General features: G+C 53.4%; 14 protein-coding genes. 1 reads left to right on the plus strand and 13 read right to left on the minus strand.

The genetic code is table 11. The features are described from left to right. Positions 1-11: 11 nt before the first annotated feature. The 5 genes from QOL41_RS04165 to QOL41_RS04185 form a co-directional block, all read right to left on the minus strand. On the minus strand, positions 12-857 hold the full coding sequence (locus QOL41_RS04165) for an ABC transporter permease (protein ID WP_072800040.1): 846 nt from the start codon (positions 855-857) through the stop codon (positions 12-14). A gap of 2 nt (positions 858-859) precedes the next feature. Then, positions 860-2,218 (minus strand): ABC transporter permease, encoded by a 1,359-nt coding sequence (locus tag QOL41_RS04170; protein WP_283428774.1) that lies wholly within the window; start codon positions 2,216-2,218, stop codon positions 860-862. Positions 2,219-2,253: 35 nt separating this feature from the next. Continuing rightward, positions 2,254-4,077, minus strand: a complete 1,824-nt coding sequence (locus tag QOL41_RS04175; protein ID WP_283428775.1) for an ABC transporter substrate-binding protein — start codon at positions 4,075-4,077, stop codon at positions 2,254-2,256. A 404-nt stretch (positions 4,078-4,481) separates the two neighbouring features. After that, positions 4,482-5,882, minus strand: a complete 1,401-nt coding sequence (gene eno, locus QOL41_RS04180) for a phosphopyruvate hydratase (RefSeq protein ID WP_283428776.1) — start codon at positions 5,880-5,882, stop codon at positions 4,482-4,484. 172 nt (positions 5,883-6,054) lie between these two features. After that, positions 6,055-6,330 (minus strand): hypothetical protein, encoded by a 276-nt coding sequence (locus tag QOL41_RS04185; protein WP_283428777.1) that lies wholly within the window; start codon positions 6,328-6,330, stop codon positions 6,055-6,057. Between the two features lie 132 nt (positions 6,331-6,462). On the opposite strand from QOL41_RS04185, the gene QOL41_RS04190 reads away from it, so the two are divergent. Next, entirely contained in the window at positions 6,463-7,611 is a 1,149-nt protein-coding gene (locus QOL41_RS04190) for a glycoside hydrolase family 26 protein (RefSeq protein WP_283428778.1), read from the plus strand. 131 nt (positions 7,612-7,742) lie between these two features. On the opposite strand, the gene rpsG is transcribed toward QOL41_RS04190, so the two are convergent. The 8 genes from rpsG to rplK form a co-directional block, all read right to left on the minus strand. After that, the gene (gene rpsG, locus QOL41_RS04195; protein ID WP_173821806.1) at positions 7,743-8,219 is read right to left on the minus strand and encodes a 30S ribosomal protein S7; all 477 of its coding nucleotides are present in this window, start codon (positions 8,217-8,219) and stop codon (positions 7,743-7,745) included. Positions 8,220-8,235: 16 nt separating this feature from the next. Further along, positions 8,236-8,625 carry a 30S ribosomal protein S12 gene (gene rpsL, locus QOL41_RS04200; RefSeq protein WP_072980597.1) on the minus strand — a complete coding sequence of 130 codons (390 nt, stop codon included), beginning with the start codon at positions 8,623-8,625 and terminating at the stop codon, positions 8,236-8,238. A gap of 66 nt (positions 8,626-8,691) precedes the next feature. Then, positions 8,692-13,137 (minus strand): DNA-directed RNA polymerase subunit beta', encoded by a 4,446-nt coding sequence (rpoC, locus tag QOL41_RS04205; protein ID WP_283428779.1) that lies wholly within the window; start codon positions 13,135-13,137, stop codon positions 8,692-8,694. Position 13,138: 1 nt separating this feature from the next. Then, entirely contained in the window at positions 13,139-17,410 is a 4,272-nt protein-coding gene (gene rpoB / locus QOL41_RS04210; protein WP_283428780.1) for a DNA-directed RNA polymerase subunit beta, read from the minus strand. 131 nt (positions 17,411-17,541) lie between these two features. Then, positions 17,542-17,913 carry a 50S ribosomal protein L7/L12 gene (gene rplL / locus QOL41_RS04215; RefSeq protein ID WP_072980602.1) on the minus strand — a complete coding sequence of 124 codons (372 nt, stop codon included), beginning with the start codon at positions 17,911-17,913 and terminating at the stop codon, positions 17,542-17,544. Between the two features lie 51 nt (positions 17,914-17,964). Next, positions 17,965-18,501: a 50S ribosomal protein L10 gene (gene rplJ / locus QOL41_RS04220; protein ID WP_072980604.1), complete on the minus strand. Its 537-nt coding sequence runs from the start codon at positions 18,499-18,501 to the stop codon at positions 17,965-17,967. An 8-nt stretch (positions 18,502-18,509) separates the two neighbouring features. Next, positions 18,510-19,196, minus strand: coding sequence for a 50S ribosomal protein L1 (gene rplA, locus QOL41_RS04225; protein ID WP_072801176.1), 687 nt, complete (start codon positions 19,194-19,196; stop codon positions 18,510-18,512). Positions 19,197-19,235: 39 nt separating this feature from the next. Further along, on the minus strand, positions 19,236-19,661 hold the full coding sequence (gene rplK / locus QOL41_RS04230) for a 50S ribosomal protein L11 (RefSeq protein WP_072801175.1): 426 nt from the start codon (positions 19,659-19,661) through the stop codon (positions 19,236-19,238). Between the last annotated feature and the right edge of the window lie 27 nt (positions 19,662-19,688).

Consider the following 19,688-nt stretch of genomic DNA (forward strand, 5'->3'; position numbering starts at 1 on the left):
TTCGTTACCTCTTATTTGCGCAGACGCGGGTTAAAGACGCCTTCCATAGAAGTATTGATGAGGTAAAGGGCAAACACCGTAAGGGTCACCACGAGGGTTGCTGGAATGAAGGCAATCCAGATGGAGTCGGCCAGAGCGCCGTTGTCCTTTGCCTGGTTCAAGATGATACCGAGGCTAGTCGTATCGACAGGGCCAAGGCCGATCATGGAGATAGAAGCTTCGGAAAGAATACCCGAACCCACCTGCATGATGAACACCATGAACACATAAGAGAGCAAGTACGGAAGCACATGCTTGATCACGATCGTGAGCGTGGATGCACCATTGATGCGAGCGAGTGCGATATGGTCGCGGCTACGCAGAGAAGATGCCTGGGCACGCACGGCACGAGCAGACCAGCTCCATGCGGTAAGACCGATGATGAGGCCGATCAAGGTGAGGGAACGACCGTCCTTCACGGCAGAGCTGATGAGCACGAGAATCACGAACTGCGGAATCACGATGAAGAGGTTCGTGAACATGTTCAGCACTTCGTCAATCCAACCGCCGCGGAAACCACCGAACAGACCGATAAGCACACCGATCGTCGTTGCGATGATACCAGCCACAAAGCCCACATAGAGAGAACTGCGGAGGCCAGCGATCAACAGAGACACATAGTCACGACCAAGGTGGTCAGTACCGAGCAAGTGTTCAGAAGAAGAACCTGCATACGGACCAGCGAGAATGTCACGGGCGTGAGTATCGACACTGTAGAAGAGAGGTCCAAAAAGCGCGATCAGGAGCGTGAGCACGAAGATCGAGATACCGATGACGAACATCGGGGACTTGAGAAGGTTTCTTAAGAGTTTCAACATAATTACTTACCTCCCATTTGGAGACCGGCCTTCACGCGCGGATCGAACACGGCGATGAGCACGTCAACGGCGTAGTTGGCGACGAGCACGCAGGTCGAAATCATGAGCGTACAACCCTGAATCGTTGCGTAGTCGTTCTTCTGGATGGCGTTAAGCATAGCCATACCGAGGCCCGGATAAGAGAAGATCATTTCGGTAATGAGTGCGCCACCCACCATGGCACCCAGAGACTGAGCAAGACCGGTGAGCTGCGGGAGCATTGCGTTACGGAACACGTAGCTGATGATCTTGCCTTCGCGAAGACCAAGCCACTTGGCATACTTCATGTAGTCAGTACCGAGTTCATAAATCGACATGGAACGCATACCCGTTGCCTGACCCGAAAGAAGAATCGGGAAGCAGCTGAAGAACGGGAGGATGTAGTACCAAGCGACGCTCTTGATGCAAGTCCAGGAGAAGGTGAGTTCCGGAATGTCGGAGCTGTAAGCACCCATAGCCGGGAACCAGCCGAGCGTAATGGAGAACATAGCCACCAAAAGCATACCGAACACGAAGTACGGCACACCGTTCAAGAACATAGCGCAGGGGAAGAATACCTTGTCAAAGATGCCGCGCTTGTAAGCAGCGAAAGCACCGAGCAAGTTACCGATAATCCAGCCGAGCAAAATAGTCGGAGCCTGGATAAGGAGCGTCCACGGGAGGGACTTCTTAATCACGTTGGTCACCGGTTCGTTGTTCTGGTAAGAGAGACCAAGGTCACCCTTGAACACGTTGGCAATGTAACGGAGGAACTGAGAGAAAGCGGAGCTGAGCTTCGGGTCGGTCTTGAGGACGACTTCGTCAACCATCACGGTGTCCTGACGTTCGGCCTGAACCTGTTCCATAACAGCAACCTGTTCGATCTTCTGGACCTTCTTCTTGCCCTTCTTTTCCATCACGGGCTTGCCCTTGGCATCAACCACAGGCTTTTCTTCGAAGACCAGCTTGCCGTCGGCGTCAACCTTCTGGCGGTCCACCATCTTCGGGGTACCGTCTTCGTTGACTTCCTTCACGGTCACGAGTACCGGATTGCCAGCGTCGTCAAGCTTGGGAACCTTGCGGGTAACCATCTGACCATTTTCGTCGACTTCCGGTTCATAAATCACGTTGCCCTGATCGTCGAGTTCGGCCATACCGAAGGACACCAGGAGTTCGGCTTTCTTCTTCTGAGCTTCAGTCGGAGAAAGACCCTTACCGGCTTGACCCATGATAATGTCGACCGGGTTATTATCGCCAAGACGCGGCAAGGCGAAGTTCAATGCCACTGCAAAAACGAAGGTCAGGAGATACCAGAACCCCTTCTGCAGGACATAGCGTAGCATAGGATATTGTTTAAGCATTTGTATTCCTTTAACCTTTATTTAGCAAGCTTTAAGTTCCAGAGGATCTTGGTGCCCGAAGCCACCCACGGCAGCTGTGCCGGAGCGTACGGGTTTTCAGCGGTGGGCCAGTTCGTCCACACGCGGTCGCTGAATTCGTAGAACTGTTCAGGCAGGTAAACCAGCGGAATAGAGGGCTGGTCTTCCATGAAGATCTTGTTGAGTTCGCGGTAAGCCTTTGCGATTTCCACAGAATCCGTCATCAGAGGAATAGCGGAAAGGAACTGGTCCACTTCAGGGCGGAAGCCTTCGGTACCCGGCTGGTTGTAACGGCCGATGTTCACGCCGGCCCAAGCGCCAAGCGGCTGCCAGTCGCGGCTTGCCATGATTTCGTTGAAGCGGCTCCACGGAAGAGACGGAGTCACGTCTGCAACCGGCTTGTGCATCACGAGGTCAAAGTTGCCAAGACCCATAGCCGGCCAGTAAGAACCGCCGTCCACGAAGCCTTCGCGAATATCGATACCAGCCTTGCGCATACCTTCGACAGCGATGGTCACCATGGCTTCCCAGTCAGTCCAGCCGTTCGGGCTAGTGATGTAGAGAGTCGGGAGCTTTTCGCCCTTGGCATTTTCCATGTGGTCCAGGGTACCGTCGTCGTTGAACACGGACTTGAAGCCAGCTTCGGAAAGAATCTGCTTCACGGCGGCGAGGCGTTCGGCTTCGTCGCTGATGCCGAGGTTCACGCCATACTTGTCGAGGTCTTCGTCGACAATGTACTTGCCTTCGAGGTCCGTCGGCATGATGAGGCCGGCCTTCAGGGTAGAGGTGTAGTTAGAAACAGCGAACTGACGCAGAGCGTTGTAGTCGATTGCCGTAGCGAGGGCGCGACGGAAACGCTTGTCGTTCAAGGGTTCCTTAAGGGTGTTGATCACGAGCATCGGCATTGCACCCGGGCGGAAGTAAGGCGGTTCGTTCCACCAGGTGTGGACGCCGGCCGAAGCCTTACGGGCAATACGCGGAATGAAGCTCTGGGAGGCATCGAGGTTGCCTTCACGCATAGCAATCGTGTTGTGTTCGTTGTTCTTGTAAATCGGGTGAACAATGAACTTCGGAGCCGGGAGCTGGCCGTTATGGAGGGCGGCGTTGCCCCAGTAGTCGTCGCGGCGTTCAAGAATAATCTTGTTCGGGTCAGCACTACGCAGGTTGTACGGACCGGAAACCACCGGATTCTGATCCATCGGGAGCTTCTTCGTTTCGTCGAGGCCCTTTTCCTTAATCAGCGGTTCAAACACGTGAGACGGAGCGATACGCGTTGCCTGCAACATGTCGCGCACGGTCAACGGGTTGTTACGCTTGTCTTTTGCAACCATGAACGAAAGACGTTCGGTAATGACGCCATCGGCACCCTTCAGGGAGTCGATATGGATTGCAGAAATCTGTTCGGTAGAGTTGATGGAACCGCGCAGGAACATGAAGGTCACGTCCACAGAGGTCACCGGCTTGCCATCGCTCCACTTGGCGGCGGGGTTCAAGTCCACAACGATAGAGTCGTTATTGGAGAGTTCCTCGACCAAGGTACCCAGAAGGGGTTCAATCTTACCATTCAGGGAGTTGTACGTAATGAGCGGTTCGTACATCAGGTTGAAACGTCCGCCCACCGGCCAGGAAGCCATCCAGCTTTCGGCTAGCGGGTTAAAGGAACCCGGAGCGTCGTTCTGCTGGCCCGACAAGTATAGCGTCTGTTGACGGGGAAGCGCTCCACCCAGATCACCTTCCGAAGAAGCGTCGCCGCAACCCGAAAGGAGTGCACCGGATGCCGAGAGCGCGAGCGCCGTCCTGGCAATCGATTTAAGTCCAATCATGTGTGTCCTCTTTTATGAGCTGTAATAAGCTTTATGTGAAAAAATTCAATCGTAATATAGATTTAAAAAAAAATTTTGTTCCTGCGATTTTCAAAAATAGTGTTTACAAAGGGCGTTTTCCACATCGTCGGCTTCCCTAGGCACCGCCGCTGTTTATAGAAGTTTACACAGTACGTACCTACATGGCGCCACACCACATTTTGCACAAATTAATTATCATTGCATACAAAAGAAAAACCGCCCCAGTCGTTAACCAGGAACGGTTTCTCTTAGTAACTCTATTGTTTTAAGAAATTACTTTTTGCAGCCCTTTTTGCAAGCCTTCTTAGCAGGAGCGGCCTTCCGTGAACAACAAAGCCCCTGGTATTAACCAGGGGCGGTTGCGAGAGCTTGCGCTCTAGAGACTACTTCTTCTTGCAGGATTTCTTGCAAGCGCAAGCGGTCTTAGTAGCCTTGCGCGGGTCACCGGCGTAGACAGCAGCCTTGCCGAGTTCTTCTTCGATGCGGAGCAAGCGGTTGTACTTGCAAACGCGGTCCGTACGGGAGAGAGAACCGGTCTTGATCTGGCCAGCGGCGGTACCGACGGCGAGGTCAGCAATGAAGGTGTCTTCGGTTTCGCCAGAGCGGTGAGAAACGATCGGAGCATAGCCTTCGTTCTGAGCGCGCTTGATAGCAGCGAGAGTTTCGGACACAGAACCCACCTGGTTCACCTTGATGAGGATAGCGTTGGCGATGCCAGCCTTGATGCCTTCGTCGAAGATGGTCGGGTTGGTAACGAACAGGTCGTCACCCACGAGGTTGATCTTGCCACCGAGCTTGTCGGTCATGACCTTCCAGCCAGCCCAGTCAGCTTCGTCGAGACCGTCTTCAATGGAGAAGATGGAGTACTTGTCGATGAGCTTTTCGTAGAGCTTCACCATGTCGGCAGACTTGACAGTCTTCTTGGTGCTCTTCTTGAAGGTGTAGGTTTCCGGCTTGCCAGCCTTGGTGTTCTTGTCGCAGAATTCAGAGGAAGCAACGTCAAGAGCGATCTTGATGTCAGTGCCGAACTTGTAACCGGCATTGGTGGTTGCAGCCTTCAAAGCGTCGAGAGCCTTTTCGAGGGTCATCACGCCAGTGATTTCGTAACCGAACTTATTCTTAGCCGGCTTGATAGAAACGCCAGGAGCGAAGCCACCTTCGTCACCAACGGTGGTGTCGAAGCCGGCCTTCTTCAGCACAGCCTTGAGGGCGTGGAAGATTTCGGTGACCATCTGGAGGCCCTTGGAGAAGGTCTTTGCGCCAACCGGAGCGATCATGAATTCCTGGAAGTCGATCGGAGCGGAGGAGTGAGCACCGCCGTTGATCACGTTGCACATCGGGCACGGGAGCGTGAGCTTCTTGGTGCCATGGAGCTTGGCGATGTACTGGTAAAGCGGAAGGCCAGCGTCCTTAGCAGCAGCAACGCAAACAGCCATGGAAACGCCGAGGATAGCGTTTGCACCGAGCTTGTTCTTGAGCATGCGGTTGCCGTCGAGAGCGATCATGGCGTCGTCAACTTCAGTCTGCTTGGACGGATCCATGCCGATGATCTTCTTAGCAATCTTGGTGTTCACGTTCTTCACAGCAGTGAGCGTGCCCTTACCGCAGTAAGTCTTCTTGTCACCGTCGCGGAGTTCGCAAGCTTCGCGTTCGCCGGTGGAAGCGCCGCTCGGAACAGCAGCGTGACCAACGATACCGTTGTCAAGAGTAACATCGACTTCGAGAGACGGATTGCCACGGGAATCCAGGATCTGACGAGCCCAAACTTTAGCGATTTTAGCCATTTTATTAACCTTCTGTTAAAGTGAAAAAATTTTTGTGCTGTAAATATAAAAAAGTAGGAAGTAGGAAGTAGACAGTCGGAAGAAAAAATGTGAAGATTTAGTGATTAATGGTTAGCAGAAAAAACCGTCATTTTTCCACGACATGCCCCGAAAGCTCCCTAAAATCGTCTTTTTATACAAAGTAACACCAGGGGATACTAGGCGGAATCTCTTTCACCAGCTTAAGCAAAATACGGTTAAAAAGTTCATGCGCCCCCTTCTCCTGCATAAAATCAAAATGGCTCGCATCGGTCGCTTCGATTACCTCGAGCCCCACCGCGCGCCCCGGGAAATCACCAAAAGCCAAATTGAAGAACGCGTAGCGCTTTTCTTTTTTTAACGCGCGGGGAATGTCGTACAGCGGGTGTTCCAAGCGTTCTATCCACTTGCAAAATTCATCGACAGTCATGGAGCCTCCGTTATAACACTAGATACACTTTAATATAAATATAAACAATTAGATCGTCTTCCATAAATTCCCGAACATATCTTTAAAAACGTAAAACAACATCACCGGCGTTTAACGCCAATCGGGGTTTATATGAACAAGAAACTATTCCTCTCCATGTGTATCGCTCCCGTAGCGGCCATGGCTTTCCAGGTCGGCGCATGGGTCGGTGGCCCGGGTCAGTATCCGCAGCCCACGCAAGAAAACGTGCAGGCATTCCAGGATTTGCAGGGCACGCACCTCGACCTTATCAGCTACTTCGCGCTCTTCAACATTAACGACTGGAACGCAACCGAAGAATACGCCAATGTCGCCAAGAACAACGGCTCCACGCTGGTGGTCACCTGGATGGCTAACGGGTACGGCGCCCAGGATCTGGTCGACGGCAAGGCCGACGAATACATCCGCGACTACGCCAAGGGAGTCAAGAACTACGGCGAAGAAATCTGGCTCAGGCCTCTCCACGAAGCAAACGGAGACTGGTACGACTGGGGCGTGGGTAAAGAAGGCGCCGGCAATACCGACGCAAATGTGGCCGAGGCATTCCGGCACATCGTAAAAATCTTCCGCGAAGAAAATGTCGAAAACGTCAAGTGGGTCTGGACCACTAACGCCTCGAACGCAGGAAAGGGCTCCACGCTCACCGGCAACTACCCCGGCGACGAATACGTCGACTACATCTCCATCGACGGCTACAACTGGGGCAAATGCCAGAGCTGGTCCAGCTGGCAGACGTTCACGCAGGTATTCAAGAAGGCCTACAACGCTCTCGCGAATATCGATAAGCCACTCTTCATCGCCGAAATTTCGAGCTCCGAACTAGGCGGCAACAAGGCCGAATGGATTACCGACATGTTCGAGCACTTCGCCACCGACTTCTCCCGCGTATTTGCGGTGATGTGGTTCAGCCAGAGCAAGGAAGCCAACGAAGGCGACTGGGCGCTCAACACCTCGCAGGCCGCCGTTGACGCCTGGAAGGCCGGCATCGCCAAAATGAAAGCTTTGGAGAGTAACACGGCTATCAAGCCTACCGGGAGGGCCGCCGGCAACTCCTTTCGCCTGCAAGACGGCAAACTCTACATGCAAACCGACAAAGCATTAAAGGCAAGCGTCGTGCAGTTCGACTACCAGGGGCGCATTTTGTGGCAGAGCGCCGTACAGCACTTCACCCCGGGCGTACACGCTATCGACGCACCCGAGGCAAACTCACGGAGCATTTACAAACTTTCTATTAAACAATAATCATCACTCCAACCCAAACAACCAAAAATCCCGGAAGGTTTTCCTTTCGGGACTTTTTGTCTTAAAAAAAGAAAAGGCTCGCTGTTTACAGCGAGCCCTTCCTCTAGGATAATTCTGTGCTAATGCAAGAATTAGAAACGGAAGTGGGCGAAAGCCTTGTTGGCTTCGGCCATCTTGTGCGTGTCGTTCTTCTTGCGGACAGCGTTGCCTTCACCGTTCTTGGCAGCAACGAGTTCGGCAGCAAGGCGGTCAGCCATGTTCGGTTCGTTGCGGTTACGGGCGGCATCAAGGAGCCAGCGGAGAGCGAGAGCCTTGGCGCGGTCCGGTGCAACTTCCATAGGAACCTGGTAGTTAGCACCACCGATACGGCGGGACTTCACTTCAAGACGCGGCTTGATGTTTTCGAGGCAGAGTTCGAACTTTTCGAGCGGGGATTCCGGGCCTTCGAGCTTCTGGCCGAGGTTTTCGAGAGCAGTGTAGACGATCTGTTCAGCGATGGTCTTCTTGCCCTGCTTCAGCACGACACCGACGAGTTCGGTGACGAGCACAGACTTGTAACGCGGATCCGGGAGGATGGAGCGATGGAGAGCCTTTCTTCTTCTAGACATAGATTACTTCCTTTCCTTACTTCTTGGCCGGAGCGGCACCTTTCTTCTTAACACCGTACTTGGAGCGGCCGTTCTGGCGACCGTTCACAGCCTGGGTATCCAAAGTACCACGGATGATGTGGTAACGAACACCGGGGACGTCCTTCACACGACCACCGCGGATGAGCACGATGGAGTGTTCCTGGAGGTTGTGGCCTTCACCAGGAATGTATGCGGTCACTTCCATCTTGTTGGAAAGACGCACACGGGCGATCTTACGAAGAGCAGAGTTCGGCTTCTTCGGGGTGCTGGTGTACACGCGGGTGCAAACGCCGCGCTTCTGGGGGCAGGACTTCAAGGCCACGGAAGCGGTCTTGTTGCTGATCTGTTCACGTCCGTTACGGACGAGCTGTTGAATAGTTGGCACTGTTAATCTCCTAGATTTTGGAGTGCAAATATAGTTTCTTTTCCAATTTTTTTCAAGTATCTCGGGTTAATTATCCGAATCTTCCTCGTCATTGATACCGATTTCGTTATCCAGCATCTGGATTGCGCTATCGTCGGATTCGGTGTAATCGCCCTGGATACCCATAGGCCGAGCCGCGGCATCCAGTTCGGCATCGGCATCCACCACCTGGACGTTCCTCAGGTGGCGTGCGCCAGTACCGCACGGAATAAGACGACCCATAATCACGTTTTCCTTAAGACCCAGGAGCGGGTCAACGCTACCTTCGATGGAAGCGCGGGTAAGGATCTTGGTGGTCTCCTGGAACGAGCAGGCAGAAATGAAGCTGTCTGTCGCCAAGGATGCCTTCGTGATACCAAGGAGCATCGGCGTGAAGGTCGCCGGAGTCTTGCCGAGTGCGACCAAGCGGTCGTTCTCTGCGCGGAGACGGGCCTTGGAAATTTCTTCGCCCGGAAGCAGTTCGGAGTCTCCGGAATCCTTGACCTTCACCTTACGCATCATCTGACGAACGATACATTCGATGTGCTTATCTGCGATAGCCACACCCTGCAGGCGGTACACCGCCTGGATTTCGTTCACCAAGTGACGCTGGACCTCTTCAGGACCAAGGACGTCGAGGATATCGTGGGGATCCACGCTGCCTTCACTGATCTTCTGACCAATGTGGACACGGTCACCTTCGTTGACCGCCAGATGGACGCCGCGGGGAACCAGCACTTTCTCTTCCTGGTCATCCATCTTAATATAAACTACCTGGTTGTTGCGGACTTCTTCGATCTTTTCGACGAGACCGTCGATCGGAGCGATGAATGCCTTGTTCTTCGGAACGCGAGCTTCGAAGAGTTCGGCCACGCGCGGAAGACCACCCGTAATATCGCGGGTCTTACCGGCAGCGCGCGGAAGTTTTGCAACAGTCTGACCGATGGTCACCATGTCGCCAGCCTTAACGGTAAGGATAGCGCCGTCCGGAAGCATGTAGTTACCGATCTTCGTGTTAGAAGAATCGACGATGGTAACTGCCGGGTGGAGGTCCTTCTTGCCGTGCTGCTTGTCGCTAATCACGGTCCAGGTTTCCACGCCCGTCACTTCGTCAGTTTCGGAACGGTAGGTGCGGTTTTCAACCATGTCCGTAAGAACAACCTTACCAGAAACGTTACTGATAATCGGGCTGTTATACGGATCCCATTCGAACATTACCTGGCCAGCTGTAACAGTGGCGCCGTTTTCGACATGGAGGATAGAGCCGTACGGAATCTGGTAACGACCCTTGTTGATGCCGGTCTTGTCAAAGATAACGAGTTCAGCCATGCGGCTGGTAACGACCTTCTGGCCTTCGTGTTCGACAGTTTCGACCTGTTCGAGTTCGATGTGGCCGTCGACGGTTGCCTTCTTGTCACTTTCGACAGTAAGACGAGAAGAAGCACCACCGATGTGGAAGGTACGGAGGGTAAGCTGCGTACCCGGTTCGCCGATGGACTGTGCAGCGAGCACGCCAACAGCTTCGCCCAGGTCAACCGGGCGACCGGATGCAAGCATACGGCCATAGCACTTGGAGCAGACACCATTGCGGGAATCGCAAGTAAGCACGGAACGCATCTTGATGTGTTCGAGACCCGTAGCGGAAATCTTCGGAAGATCACGTTCGGTCACGAGTTCGCCGGCCTTGACGATCACTTCGCCAGTCACCGGGTGCTTGATGTCGTCCACCGGTGCACGACCGAGGAGACGTTCTTCAAGAGCGATCACGGTATCGTCGCCGTCCTTGAATGCGGACACTTCGATGCCGTTCGTGGTACCGCAGTCTTCTTCGGTAATCACGAGGTCCTGGCCCACGTCAACGAGACGACGGGTAAGGTAACCAGCGTCAGCCGTCTTAAGAGCGGTATCTGCCAAACCCTTACGAGCACCGTGAGACGAGATGAAGTATTCCATCACGTTCAAGCCTTCACGGAAGCAAGACTTAATCGGGTTTTCAATAACTTCCTGACCACCGAGCTGCTTGATCGGCTTCTGCATCAAACCACGCATACCGGACAGCTGCTTAATCTGTTCACGGCTACCACGAGCGCCAGAGTCGGCCATCATGTAAACCGGGTTGAAGCCGTCGCGGTCGCTGGAGAGCAAGTCCCACTGCTTGGCAGCGACTTCGGACGTGGTCTTGGACCACACGTCAATGGTCTGGTTATAACGTTCACCGTCGGTAATCACACCGTCTTCGTAAAGGCCGCGGATGCGGGAAACCTGTTCGGCAGCCTTGTCGAGCATTTCCTGCTTTTCCTTCGGAATCACCATTTCGGCGATAGCCACAGAAGAACCGGCGCGAGTTGCCCACTTATAACCGTTAGCCTTCAAGTCATCCAGGTAATCCACGGTCACGCGGTTACCGGTGCGGCGGTACAGGTCATCAATGGACTTGGCGATCACCTTCTTGCCGAAGGTTTCGTTGGCGTAGCCAAGTTCCTTCGGAACGAATTCGTTGAAGATGATACGACCGACGGTCGTCTTGATAACATTGTCTTCCTTAAGGGTAAGGAACTTAATCTTTTCACCGGCCTTCACAGCCTGTTCGATGTTGCCGTTATCGTCGGCAGCTTCGCGGAGGCACACGGCATCCTTTTCGAGGGCGCCCATGTAGATCTTCTTGCCGGCCTTGAGCTTCAAGTAAACGATTGCGTTCAGGTCAACAACACCGTTTTCGTAAGCGCGCACAGCTTCAGCGGAATCGAAGAAGTGCATGCCTTCACCCTTACGAGCCGGACGCGGCTTAGTCAGGTAGTACAGACCGAGCACGATGTCCTGGCCCGGCACAGCGATCGGCTGACCGGAAGCCGGGTGAAGAATGTTGTTGGAAGAAAGCATGAGCACGCGGCATTCGAGCTGCGTTTCGAAAGACAGCGGAAGGTGGCATGCCATCTGGTCACCGTCGAAGTCTGCGTTAAATGCAGTACAAACGAGCGGGTGGAGGCGGATTGCGTTACCTTCGATCAGGCGCGGGTAGAAGGCCTGAATACCCAGACGGTGAAGCGTCGGAGCACGGTTCAGCATCACCGGGTGGTCTTCGATAATTTCTTCGAGGATGTCCCAAACTTCCGGACGTTCGGCGTCCACGTACTTCTTAGCAGACTTGAGGGTATAAACGATACCTTCTTCTTCCAAGCGGTGGATAATGAACGGCTTGTAAAGTTCGAGAGCCATGCGCTTCGGGAGACCGCACTGATGCATGCGAAGTTCCGGGCCCACCACGATCACGGAACGACCGGAGTAGTCCACGCGCTTACCGAGCAAGTTCATACGGAAGCGGCCCTGCTTACCCTTCAAGAGTTCGGCGAGGCTCTTCATCGGACGTGCAGAACCCGTACGGGCAGTGCGACGGCCGCTGTCGAACAGCTGGTCAACGGCTTCCTGCAACATACGCTTTTCGTTGCAGAGAATCACGTTCGGTGCACGGAGGTCGATCAACTTCTTCAAACGGTTATTACGGTTGATGACACGGCGATAAAGTTCGTTCAAGTCAGACGTTGCGAAACGGCCGCCTTCGAGCGGAACGAGCGGACGAAGATCAGGCGGAATCACCGGAAGCACATCGAGGATCATCCAAGACGGCTGGTTTGCAAGAAGACGAGCTTCGCTCGGGTACATCTTGCGGAATTCTTCGTAAGCGTCGGCCACGACAAAGTTGTCGTGCTTGGTTTCGTAGTTAGCCTTGAATTCTGCAACGGCTTCGGCGAGACCACGGAGCCAGGGCTGCTGGCTGTCGGCCTTCATGGCCTTGACCGGATCTTCGTAGTAGCTACGGAAGCTGTCGCGCTGAGACTTGAGGAAGGAATCCACGACCTTGAGGCGCTTGAGAGCGTCTTCCTGCTTGGTCTTGGACTTGGACATAGCCTGAGTGCGGAGTTCTGCAGAAAGGGCGGTGAGGTCAACGCGGTCAAGCAACTGCTTGATAGCGGAAGCACCCATCTTGGCATCGAACGTACGGCCTTCGTTGGTGAGGTCCTGATACTGGGCTTCATCGATCAAGGCATTCGGTTCGAGGTCAGCGTCACCCGGATCAATCACAACATACTTTTCGTAGTAGATGATGTTGTCGAGATCCTTGGTGGAAAGGTTCAACAGAGCACCAATGACGCACGGCTGGTTACGAACGAACCAAGTGTGAGTCAGAGGAATAGCAAGTTCAATGTGGCCCATGTACTTACGGCGCACGTTGGAGTGAGTCACTTCCACGCCGCAACGGTCGCAAACGACACCCTTGTAACGGATACGCTTGAACTTACCGCAGTTACATTCCCAGTTCTTCACCGGTCCAAAAATCTTTTCGCAGAAAAGACCATCCTTTTCAGGCTTGAAGGAACGGTAGTTGATGGTTTCGGGCTTGGTCACTTCACCATGAGACCAGCTACGGATCATTTCCGGAGCGGCGAGGTGAATCGAAATATCGCCAGAATTGTCGCGTTCAATTTCTTCGACCATATTACTTATCTCCATTGGTCTGAATATTGAGACCCAAAGAACGAACTTCGCGGATCATAACGTTGAAGGATTCAGGAACACCCGGCTTCGGAGTGTTCTGACCGTGCACGATAGCGTCGTACACCTTAGAACGGCCCTGCACGTCGTCAGACTTGACGGTGAGGAGTTCCTGCAGCGTGTAAGCGGCACCGTAAGCTTCCATAGCCCACACTTCCATTTCACCGAAGCGCTGACCACCGAACTGGCTCTTACCGCCAAGAGGCTGCTGCGTCACGAGCGCGTAGCTACCGATAGAACGGGCGTGGATCTTGTCGTCCACCAAGTGACCGAGCTTCAGGTAGTACATGTAACCGATAGTAACCGGGTTCAAGAATGCTTCACCGGTACGGCCGTCATAGAGCTTGGCCTTACCGATAATCTTGTTGTTGTCCGGATCCATTTCGTAGTTCACGATCGGGTTCTTCTGGTAAGCCTTTTCGAGTTCCTTGCAGATGTCTTCGAACTTGGCACCGTCGAACACCGGAGTGGAAACCTTGAAACCGAGGGTCTTGGCAGCCCAGCCCAAGTGGACTTCGAGCACCTGACCGATGTTCATACGAGAAGGCACGCCCAGCGGGTTCAGAAGAATCTGGAGCGGACGACCGTCTTCGGTGAACGGCATGTCTTCAACAGGCACGATCTTGGAGACCACACCCTTGTTACCGTGACGACCTGCCATCTTGTCACCGATAGAGAGGCAACGCTTCTTGGCGATGTAGACCTTCACGCTCTTGAGGACACCCGGCTTGAGTTCGTCACCCTTAGTAACCTTGTCGATTTCCTTTTCCATGGTACGGGTAAGCGTATCCAGGTTGTCGCGTGCAACGAGCACGAGCGAAAGAACCTTTTCCTGGAGTTCGTCGTCGCCGACCACGAAAGTGGAAGCCGGAGAAACCTTCGTCACGTCGATGACGGAGAGGTTCTGTTCAGTATAAGTCTGGCCTTCGCGAATAAGGAGTTCATGGGTTTCGTTGTCCATGACCTTACCGGCAGCCTTGCCGCCCAAGAGTTCGAACAAGTGTTCGGAGCAAGAAGCCTTGATCTTGTCGATCTGAGCCTGGAAGTTGGAACGGATTTCGTTGATCGTTTCCTGATCCTTTTCCTTGCTGTTCTTGTCGGCCTTGTCCTTCTTGCTGAAGATACGGGTTTCGAGCACGACGCCCTTCATTCCCGGAGGAGCCTTCAGAGAAGAATCGCGCACATCGCCGGCCTTTTCGCCAAAGATAGCGCGGAGCAAACGTTCTTCCGGAGAGAGTTCGGTTTCGCCCTTCGGCGTCACCTTACCGACGAGGATATCGTCAGCGGAAACTTCGGCACCCACGCGGATCACGCCGTTTTCGTCGAGGTTGCGGAGAGCATCTTCGCCGACGTTCGGAATTTCACGAGTGAGTTCTTCCGGACCGCGCTTGGTGTCGCGGACTTCCAATTCGTATTCTTCGATATGGATAGAAGTAAAGGTATCCTTGATGGCGAGTTCTTCCGAAATGATAACGGCGTCTTCGTAGTTGTAACCGTTCCAGGGGAGGAAGCCGATCAAGATGTTCTTACCGAGAGCCAGTTCGCCGTGGTCGGTAGACACACCGTCTGCGAGCACATCGCCAGCCTTGACGAAGTCGCCCACATCCACGATAGGCTTCTGGTTGATGCAGGAATCCTGGTTGGAACGTTCAAACTTGCGCAGAACGTAGTTGTCAATCGGATCCTTGCCGAGGAATTCGTAGTCTTCGCCGAGACCGGTGAGCGGCACGAAGTTGCCGTCGACCATGTTGCCACGCTGCACGGTGATGTTGCGAGCGTCAACGAAGGTCACCTTACCGTCGTGCTTTGCACGGACGACCGTACCCGAGTCGAGAGCGGCGCGGCGTTCGAGACCCGTACCCACGACCGGAGCTTCGGCGCGGAGCAGAGGCACAGCCTGGCGCTGCATGTTAGAACCCATCAATGCACGGTTAGCGTCATCGTGTTCAAGGAACGGAATAAGACCAGCAGCCACAGACACGATCTGCATCGGGGCCACGTCCATGAGGTCGATACGTTCGGTTTCGGTGTCGTCGAGTTCGAAGCTGTCCTGACGCATGAGGTGCGGATATTCGCTCTTGTCGCGAACGATCACGTAGCCGTCCATGTCGCCCTTGAAGCGGTTGTCTTCGGTGAGTTCGGTAGAAGCCGGAGCCACCTTGAATGCGTCTTCTTCGTCGGCGGTGAGGAAGGTGATGTAGTCAGAAACGATCTGTTCGACCACAGTGCCAACCTGTTCGTAGTCGGCCTTGCCGTTGAAGTCATCAACGGTGAAACCGTTACGGTAGTAAGTCACGTTGCCTTCGGCATCCTTGAACGCAAACACCTTGTTCACGAAACCTTCGAAGAGGTCGCGCTGCTTGATGTCGAGGTTCATGCGCACGGAATCGATCTGCTTCTTGGAAAGTTCGAGTTCCAGGAAGAGGTGCGGGTCATGCACGAAAGCCTTGAAGATACCGAAGTGCCACTTGGCTTCCGGAATCTTCACAATGTTGCCCTTGGCATCCTTGAAGTCAATGAGACCCACAATACGGTACGGGGTTTCGATAAAGCCGAAGTGGTTCACCACGGCGAAAGATGCGAGGGAGTTGATAAGACCGATGTTCGGGCCTTCCGGAGTTTCGATCGGGCAGAGACGGCCGTAGTGCGTGTAGTGCACGTCACGGACTTCGAAGCCTGCGCGTTCGCGGGAAAGACCACCAGGACCAAGAGCAGAGAGACGACGCTTGTGAGTCAATTCAGAAAGCGGGTTCATCTGGTCCATGAACTGGGAAAGCTGAGAAGAACCGAAGAAGGACTGCACCGTGGAGCTGACCATACGGGTATTCACGAGGTCGCGCGGAGTGGTCTGTTCGTCTTCGCCGTGGAGGTTCAGGTTCTCGCGGATAACGCGAGACATACGAGAGAGGCCCACGGAAATCTGGTTAGCAAGGAGTTCGCCCACGGAACGGGTACGACGGTTGCCCAAGTGGTCGATATCGTCGAGGGTGTAACCTTCGGTATCGCTGTAGAGGCCAACCATGTATTCGATGATAGCAAGGAAGTCTGCCTTGCTCATAGTCATCGTGGTGAGAGACGGAATCTTGAATTCTTCGCCCTGTTCTTCGAGGACCTTCAAGATTTCGGGCTTGCTGTAAATCTTAGCGTTCAAGCGATAACGGCCAACTTCGCCGAGATCGTACTTGTGCGGGTCGGAAATGAACTGGCTGTCGAAGTAAAGTTCGGCAGTGCGCATATCCGGAGCTTCGTCCTGCTGCTGGTGAGTCACGGAGTAGATAGCCTTGAGGGCGTCTTCGCGAGACTTGGACTTGTCGGCAGCGAGGGTGTAGTGGATGAGGAGGTTGTCTTCGTCCTTGGAGAGGAGCACAACCGTTTCCACCTTGTTTTCGATGAGGCATTCGAGCTTCTTTTCGTCGATCACGTCGTTAGCGTGGACGATCACTTCGCCAGAATCCTTGTCGATCACGTCTTCGAAAATGATGCGGTCGATGAGAACGCAAACGCCATTTTCGTCAAATTCCTTGGAGAGGTCGCTAACAGAAACTTCTTCGGTCTTCTTGTAGAAGAGCTTCAAGATTTCCTGAGTCGTTTCGAAACCGATGCAGCGGAGCATGGTCGTAGCAGCGAGCTTCTTCTTGCGGTCGATAATGAGATAAAGGGTGTCGCCTTCGGTATTGAATTCAACCCAAGCGCCGCGGTGCGGAATAATACGGCTCTTATAGTCGGAACGGCCGCTCGGCTGGAGTTCTTCGTCAAAGCTAATACCGTAAGAACGGTGCAACTGGGAAACGACAACGCGTTCAGCGCCATTGACGATGAACGTACCGTTTTCAGTCATGATCGGGAGTTCGCAAATAAGGACGTCGTTCTTGACTTCTTCCTTGAGCTTGCGGTCTTCGCCATCTTCTTCGAAAATCTGAAGAGAAAGAGTGGCGTAAAGCTCCATGGAATACGTGAGACCACGCTCACGGCATTCGGGGATGCTGTACTTCGGGATACCGAAATAATAACCTTCATAATTAAGGGAATAAAGACCCTTGACGTCAGTGATCGGGAAAATATCCTGGAACACGCGTTCCAGCCCTACCTTGAGACGTTTTTCTGGCGAGATTTCCTTCTGGAGGAATTGCTCGTACGAAGCCTTCTGGACTTCGATCAGGTACGGGAGTTCCAGCTGGAACTTATTGGAGGAATAGCTTTTTCGCTCCGTGGTCATTTGAAATACCTCATCCGGTGAAGAGCTTTTTTATCTAAAAATAGCAAAAAATATTGACAAACATTATACACCAAAAGCCCGCACATATAGTGCAGGCAGTTGGCATATAATAAGTCAATGAAGTGAAAGCATTACTTCAGAGCGACCTTTGCTCCGAGATCTTCCAGGTCCTTCTTGAGCTTTTCAGCGTCGGCCTTCGGCATTGCTTCCTTAACCACGCTGTTGGCCTTTTCGACCAGGTCCTTAGCTTCCTTGAGGCCCAGACCGGTGATAGCGCGAACGGCCTTGAGGACGTCCATCTTCTTAGCGCCGCATTCGACGAGGATCACGTCGAATTCAGTCTTTTCTTCAGCAGGAGCGGCAGCAGCGGCGGCCATTACGACGGCGCCACCGGCAGCAGCTTCGATGCCGTGGGTTTCTTTAAGGTAGTCAGCCAAAGCCTTGGCTTCGAGAAGGGTAAGACCAACGATTTGATCGCCCAGTGCCTTGATATCAGTTGCCATGATGTGTTTCTCCGATTATTCCGTTTAAATTTTTTGGTTTGTGGTTTGTTGTTAAGCTTCCGCAGCGGCTTCGGGAGCAGCTTCGGAGCCCGATTCTTTTTCCAGCTTTTCCTGGAGTGTCTTGATTTGACCGGCGATCGTGGAGCCAGGTCCGAGAGCGATGGAGACGATCTGAGCGATCATACCCTTACGATCCGGGATCTTGGAGAGGTTCACGACTTCGGAGCCAGGCATCGCCTTGCCATCAAGGTACACGCTCTTGGCAACCAAGAAATCGGGGTTTGCTTTGTGGAATGCTTCAATTTCGCGAGCAGGCAGAAGCGGATCTTCTTCGAAGCCGACCATCACAGAAGTTGCGCCGGTCAGCAAATCGTCGAGACCTTCGACCTTAAGAGCAGCGAGCACGCGCTTGAGAAGAGTGTTCTTCACAGCGTGGTACTTCACACCCTTAGATGCGAGTGCCTTGCGAAGGGCATTGTCCTTTTCTACGGTCATGCCTTGATAATTGAGCAGATAAACGGCGGTAGCGCCATTGAAGGACTCGACGAGCGCGTCCACAGTCTGTTGTTTTTTAACTACAGCTTTCATGGTGTCTCCTATCGCGTCAGTGCCATATCAAGTTTGATGCCCGGAGCCATCGTTGCAGACAACGTAAGGCTCTTAATGTAGGTGCCCTTAGAAGATTGAGGCTTGTTCTTGACGACGGAATCGATCACAGCCTTGGTGTTTTCAACCAGCTGTTCGACGCCGAAGGAGAGCTTGCCTACGGGGGCATGGACGTTGGCGCCCTTGTCAACGCGGTACTGAATCTTACCAGCCTTGAGTTCCTTAACCGTCTGGGCCACGTTAACCGTAACCGTGCCGGCCTTCGGAGAAGGCATCAAACCGCGAGGACCGAGGACCTTAGCGACCTTACTAATCACCGGCATCATGTCGGGAGTAGCAACGACGGAATCAAAGTCCAGCCAGCCTTCCTGAATCTTCTGAACCAAGTCAGCACCACCAGCGTAGTCTGCGCCTGCGTTCTTTGCAACTTCAAGATTATTGTCCTTGCAGAAAACCAAGACGCGGACCTGACGACCGGTACCATGCGGCAGCACGACAGTGCCACGAACCACTTGGTCGGAATGTTTTGGGTCCACACCGAGATTGAAGTGGATTTCGACCGTCTGGTCGAACTTCAATTCGGACTTTTTAAGGATTTGGACTGCTTCGGCAAGATCGTAAGCCTTGTTACGGTCGATGCTTTCAGCAATCTTCTTGTATTTTTTTCCTCTGAACATGGTGTTTCCTGTCAGATACGTAACGGTGAATTACCTGCCTCAGTCAACCACTTCAACGCCCATGGAGCGAGCAGTACCCGCGACCATGCGCATAGCGGCTTCGAGGTCGATTGTGTTTAGATCCGGCATCTTCTTTTGGGCGATATCCTGGACCTGGGCCTTGGTGAGCTTACCAACTTTCTTACGGTTGGGTTCGCCAGAGCCGCTTTCAATGCCGGCAGCCTTCTTGATGAGGGCCGGAACCGGCGATACCTTCGTGATGAAGGTAAAGCTCTTATCGGCATAGACCGTGATAACGACCGGGATAATCATGCCCTTGTCGTTCTGGGTCTTAGCGTTGAACTGCTTGCAGAATTCCATGATGTTCACACCCTTCTGACCAAGGGCGGGACCCACCGGAGGAGCCGGGTTTGCGGCGCCTGCAGGAATCTGGAGCTTAATATAACCTGTGATTTTCTTTGCCACTGTGTTATCTCCGTTTCAAAACCGTAG

Origin of the sequence: Fibrobacter sp. UWB10 (assembly GCF_900182935.1) — a bacterium.
Lineage (GTDB): Bacteria > Fibrobacterota > Fibrobacteria > Fibrobacterales > Fibrobacteraceae > Fibrobacter > Fibrobacter succinogenes_O.

Excerpts from the sequence above, each read along its gene's own strand:
- eno (WP_283428776.1), bottom strand. The coding sequence starts at position 5,882 with ATGGCTAAAATCGCTAAAGTTTGGGCTCGTCAGATCCTGGATTCCCGT.
- rpoC (WP_283428779.1), bottom strand. The coding sequence starts at position 13,137 with ATGGTCGAAGAAATTGAACGCGACAATTCTGGCGATATTTCGATTCAC.
- rplA (WP_072801176.1), bottom strand. The coding sequence starts at position 19,196 with ATGTTCAGAGGAAAAAAATACAAGAAGATTGCTGAAAGCATCGACCGT.
- rplL (WP_072980602.1), bottom strand. The coding sequence starts at position 17,913 with ATGGCAACTGATATCAAGGCACTGGGCGATCAAATCGTTGGTCTTACC.
- QOL41_RS04165 (WP_072800040.1), bottom strand. The coding sequence starts at position 857 with ATGTTGAAACTCTTAAGAAACCTTCTCAAGTCCCCGATGTTCGTCATC.
- QOL41_RS04185 (WP_283428777.1), bottom strand. The coding sequence starts at position 6,330 with ATGACTGTCGATGAATTTTGCAAGTGGATAGAACGCTTGGAACACCCG.
- rpsG (WP_173821806.1), bottom strand. The coding sequence starts at position 8,219 with ATGTCTAGAAGAAGAAAGGCTCTCCATCGCTCCATCCTCCCGGATCCG.
- QOL41_RS04170 (WP_283428774.1), bottom strand. The coding sequence starts at position 2,218 with ATGCTACGCTATGTCCTGCAGAAGGGGTTCTGGTATCTCCTGACCTTC.
- QOL41_RS04175 (WP_283428775.1), bottom strand. The coding sequence starts at position 4,077 with ATGATTGGACTTAAATCGATTGCCAGGACGGCGCTCGCGCTCTCGGCA.
- QOL41_RS04190 (WP_283428778.1), top strand. The coding sequence starts at position 6,463 with ATGAACAAGAAACTATTCCTCTCCATGTGTATCGCTCCCGTAGCGGCC.
- rplJ (WP_072980604.1), bottom strand. The coding sequence starts at position 18,501 with ATGAAAGCTGTAGTTAAAAAACAACAGACTGTGGACGCGCTCGTCGAG.
- rpoB (WP_283428780.1), bottom strand. The coding sequence starts at position 17,410 with ATGACCACGGAGCGAAAAAGCTATTCCTCCAATAAGTTCCAGCTGGAA.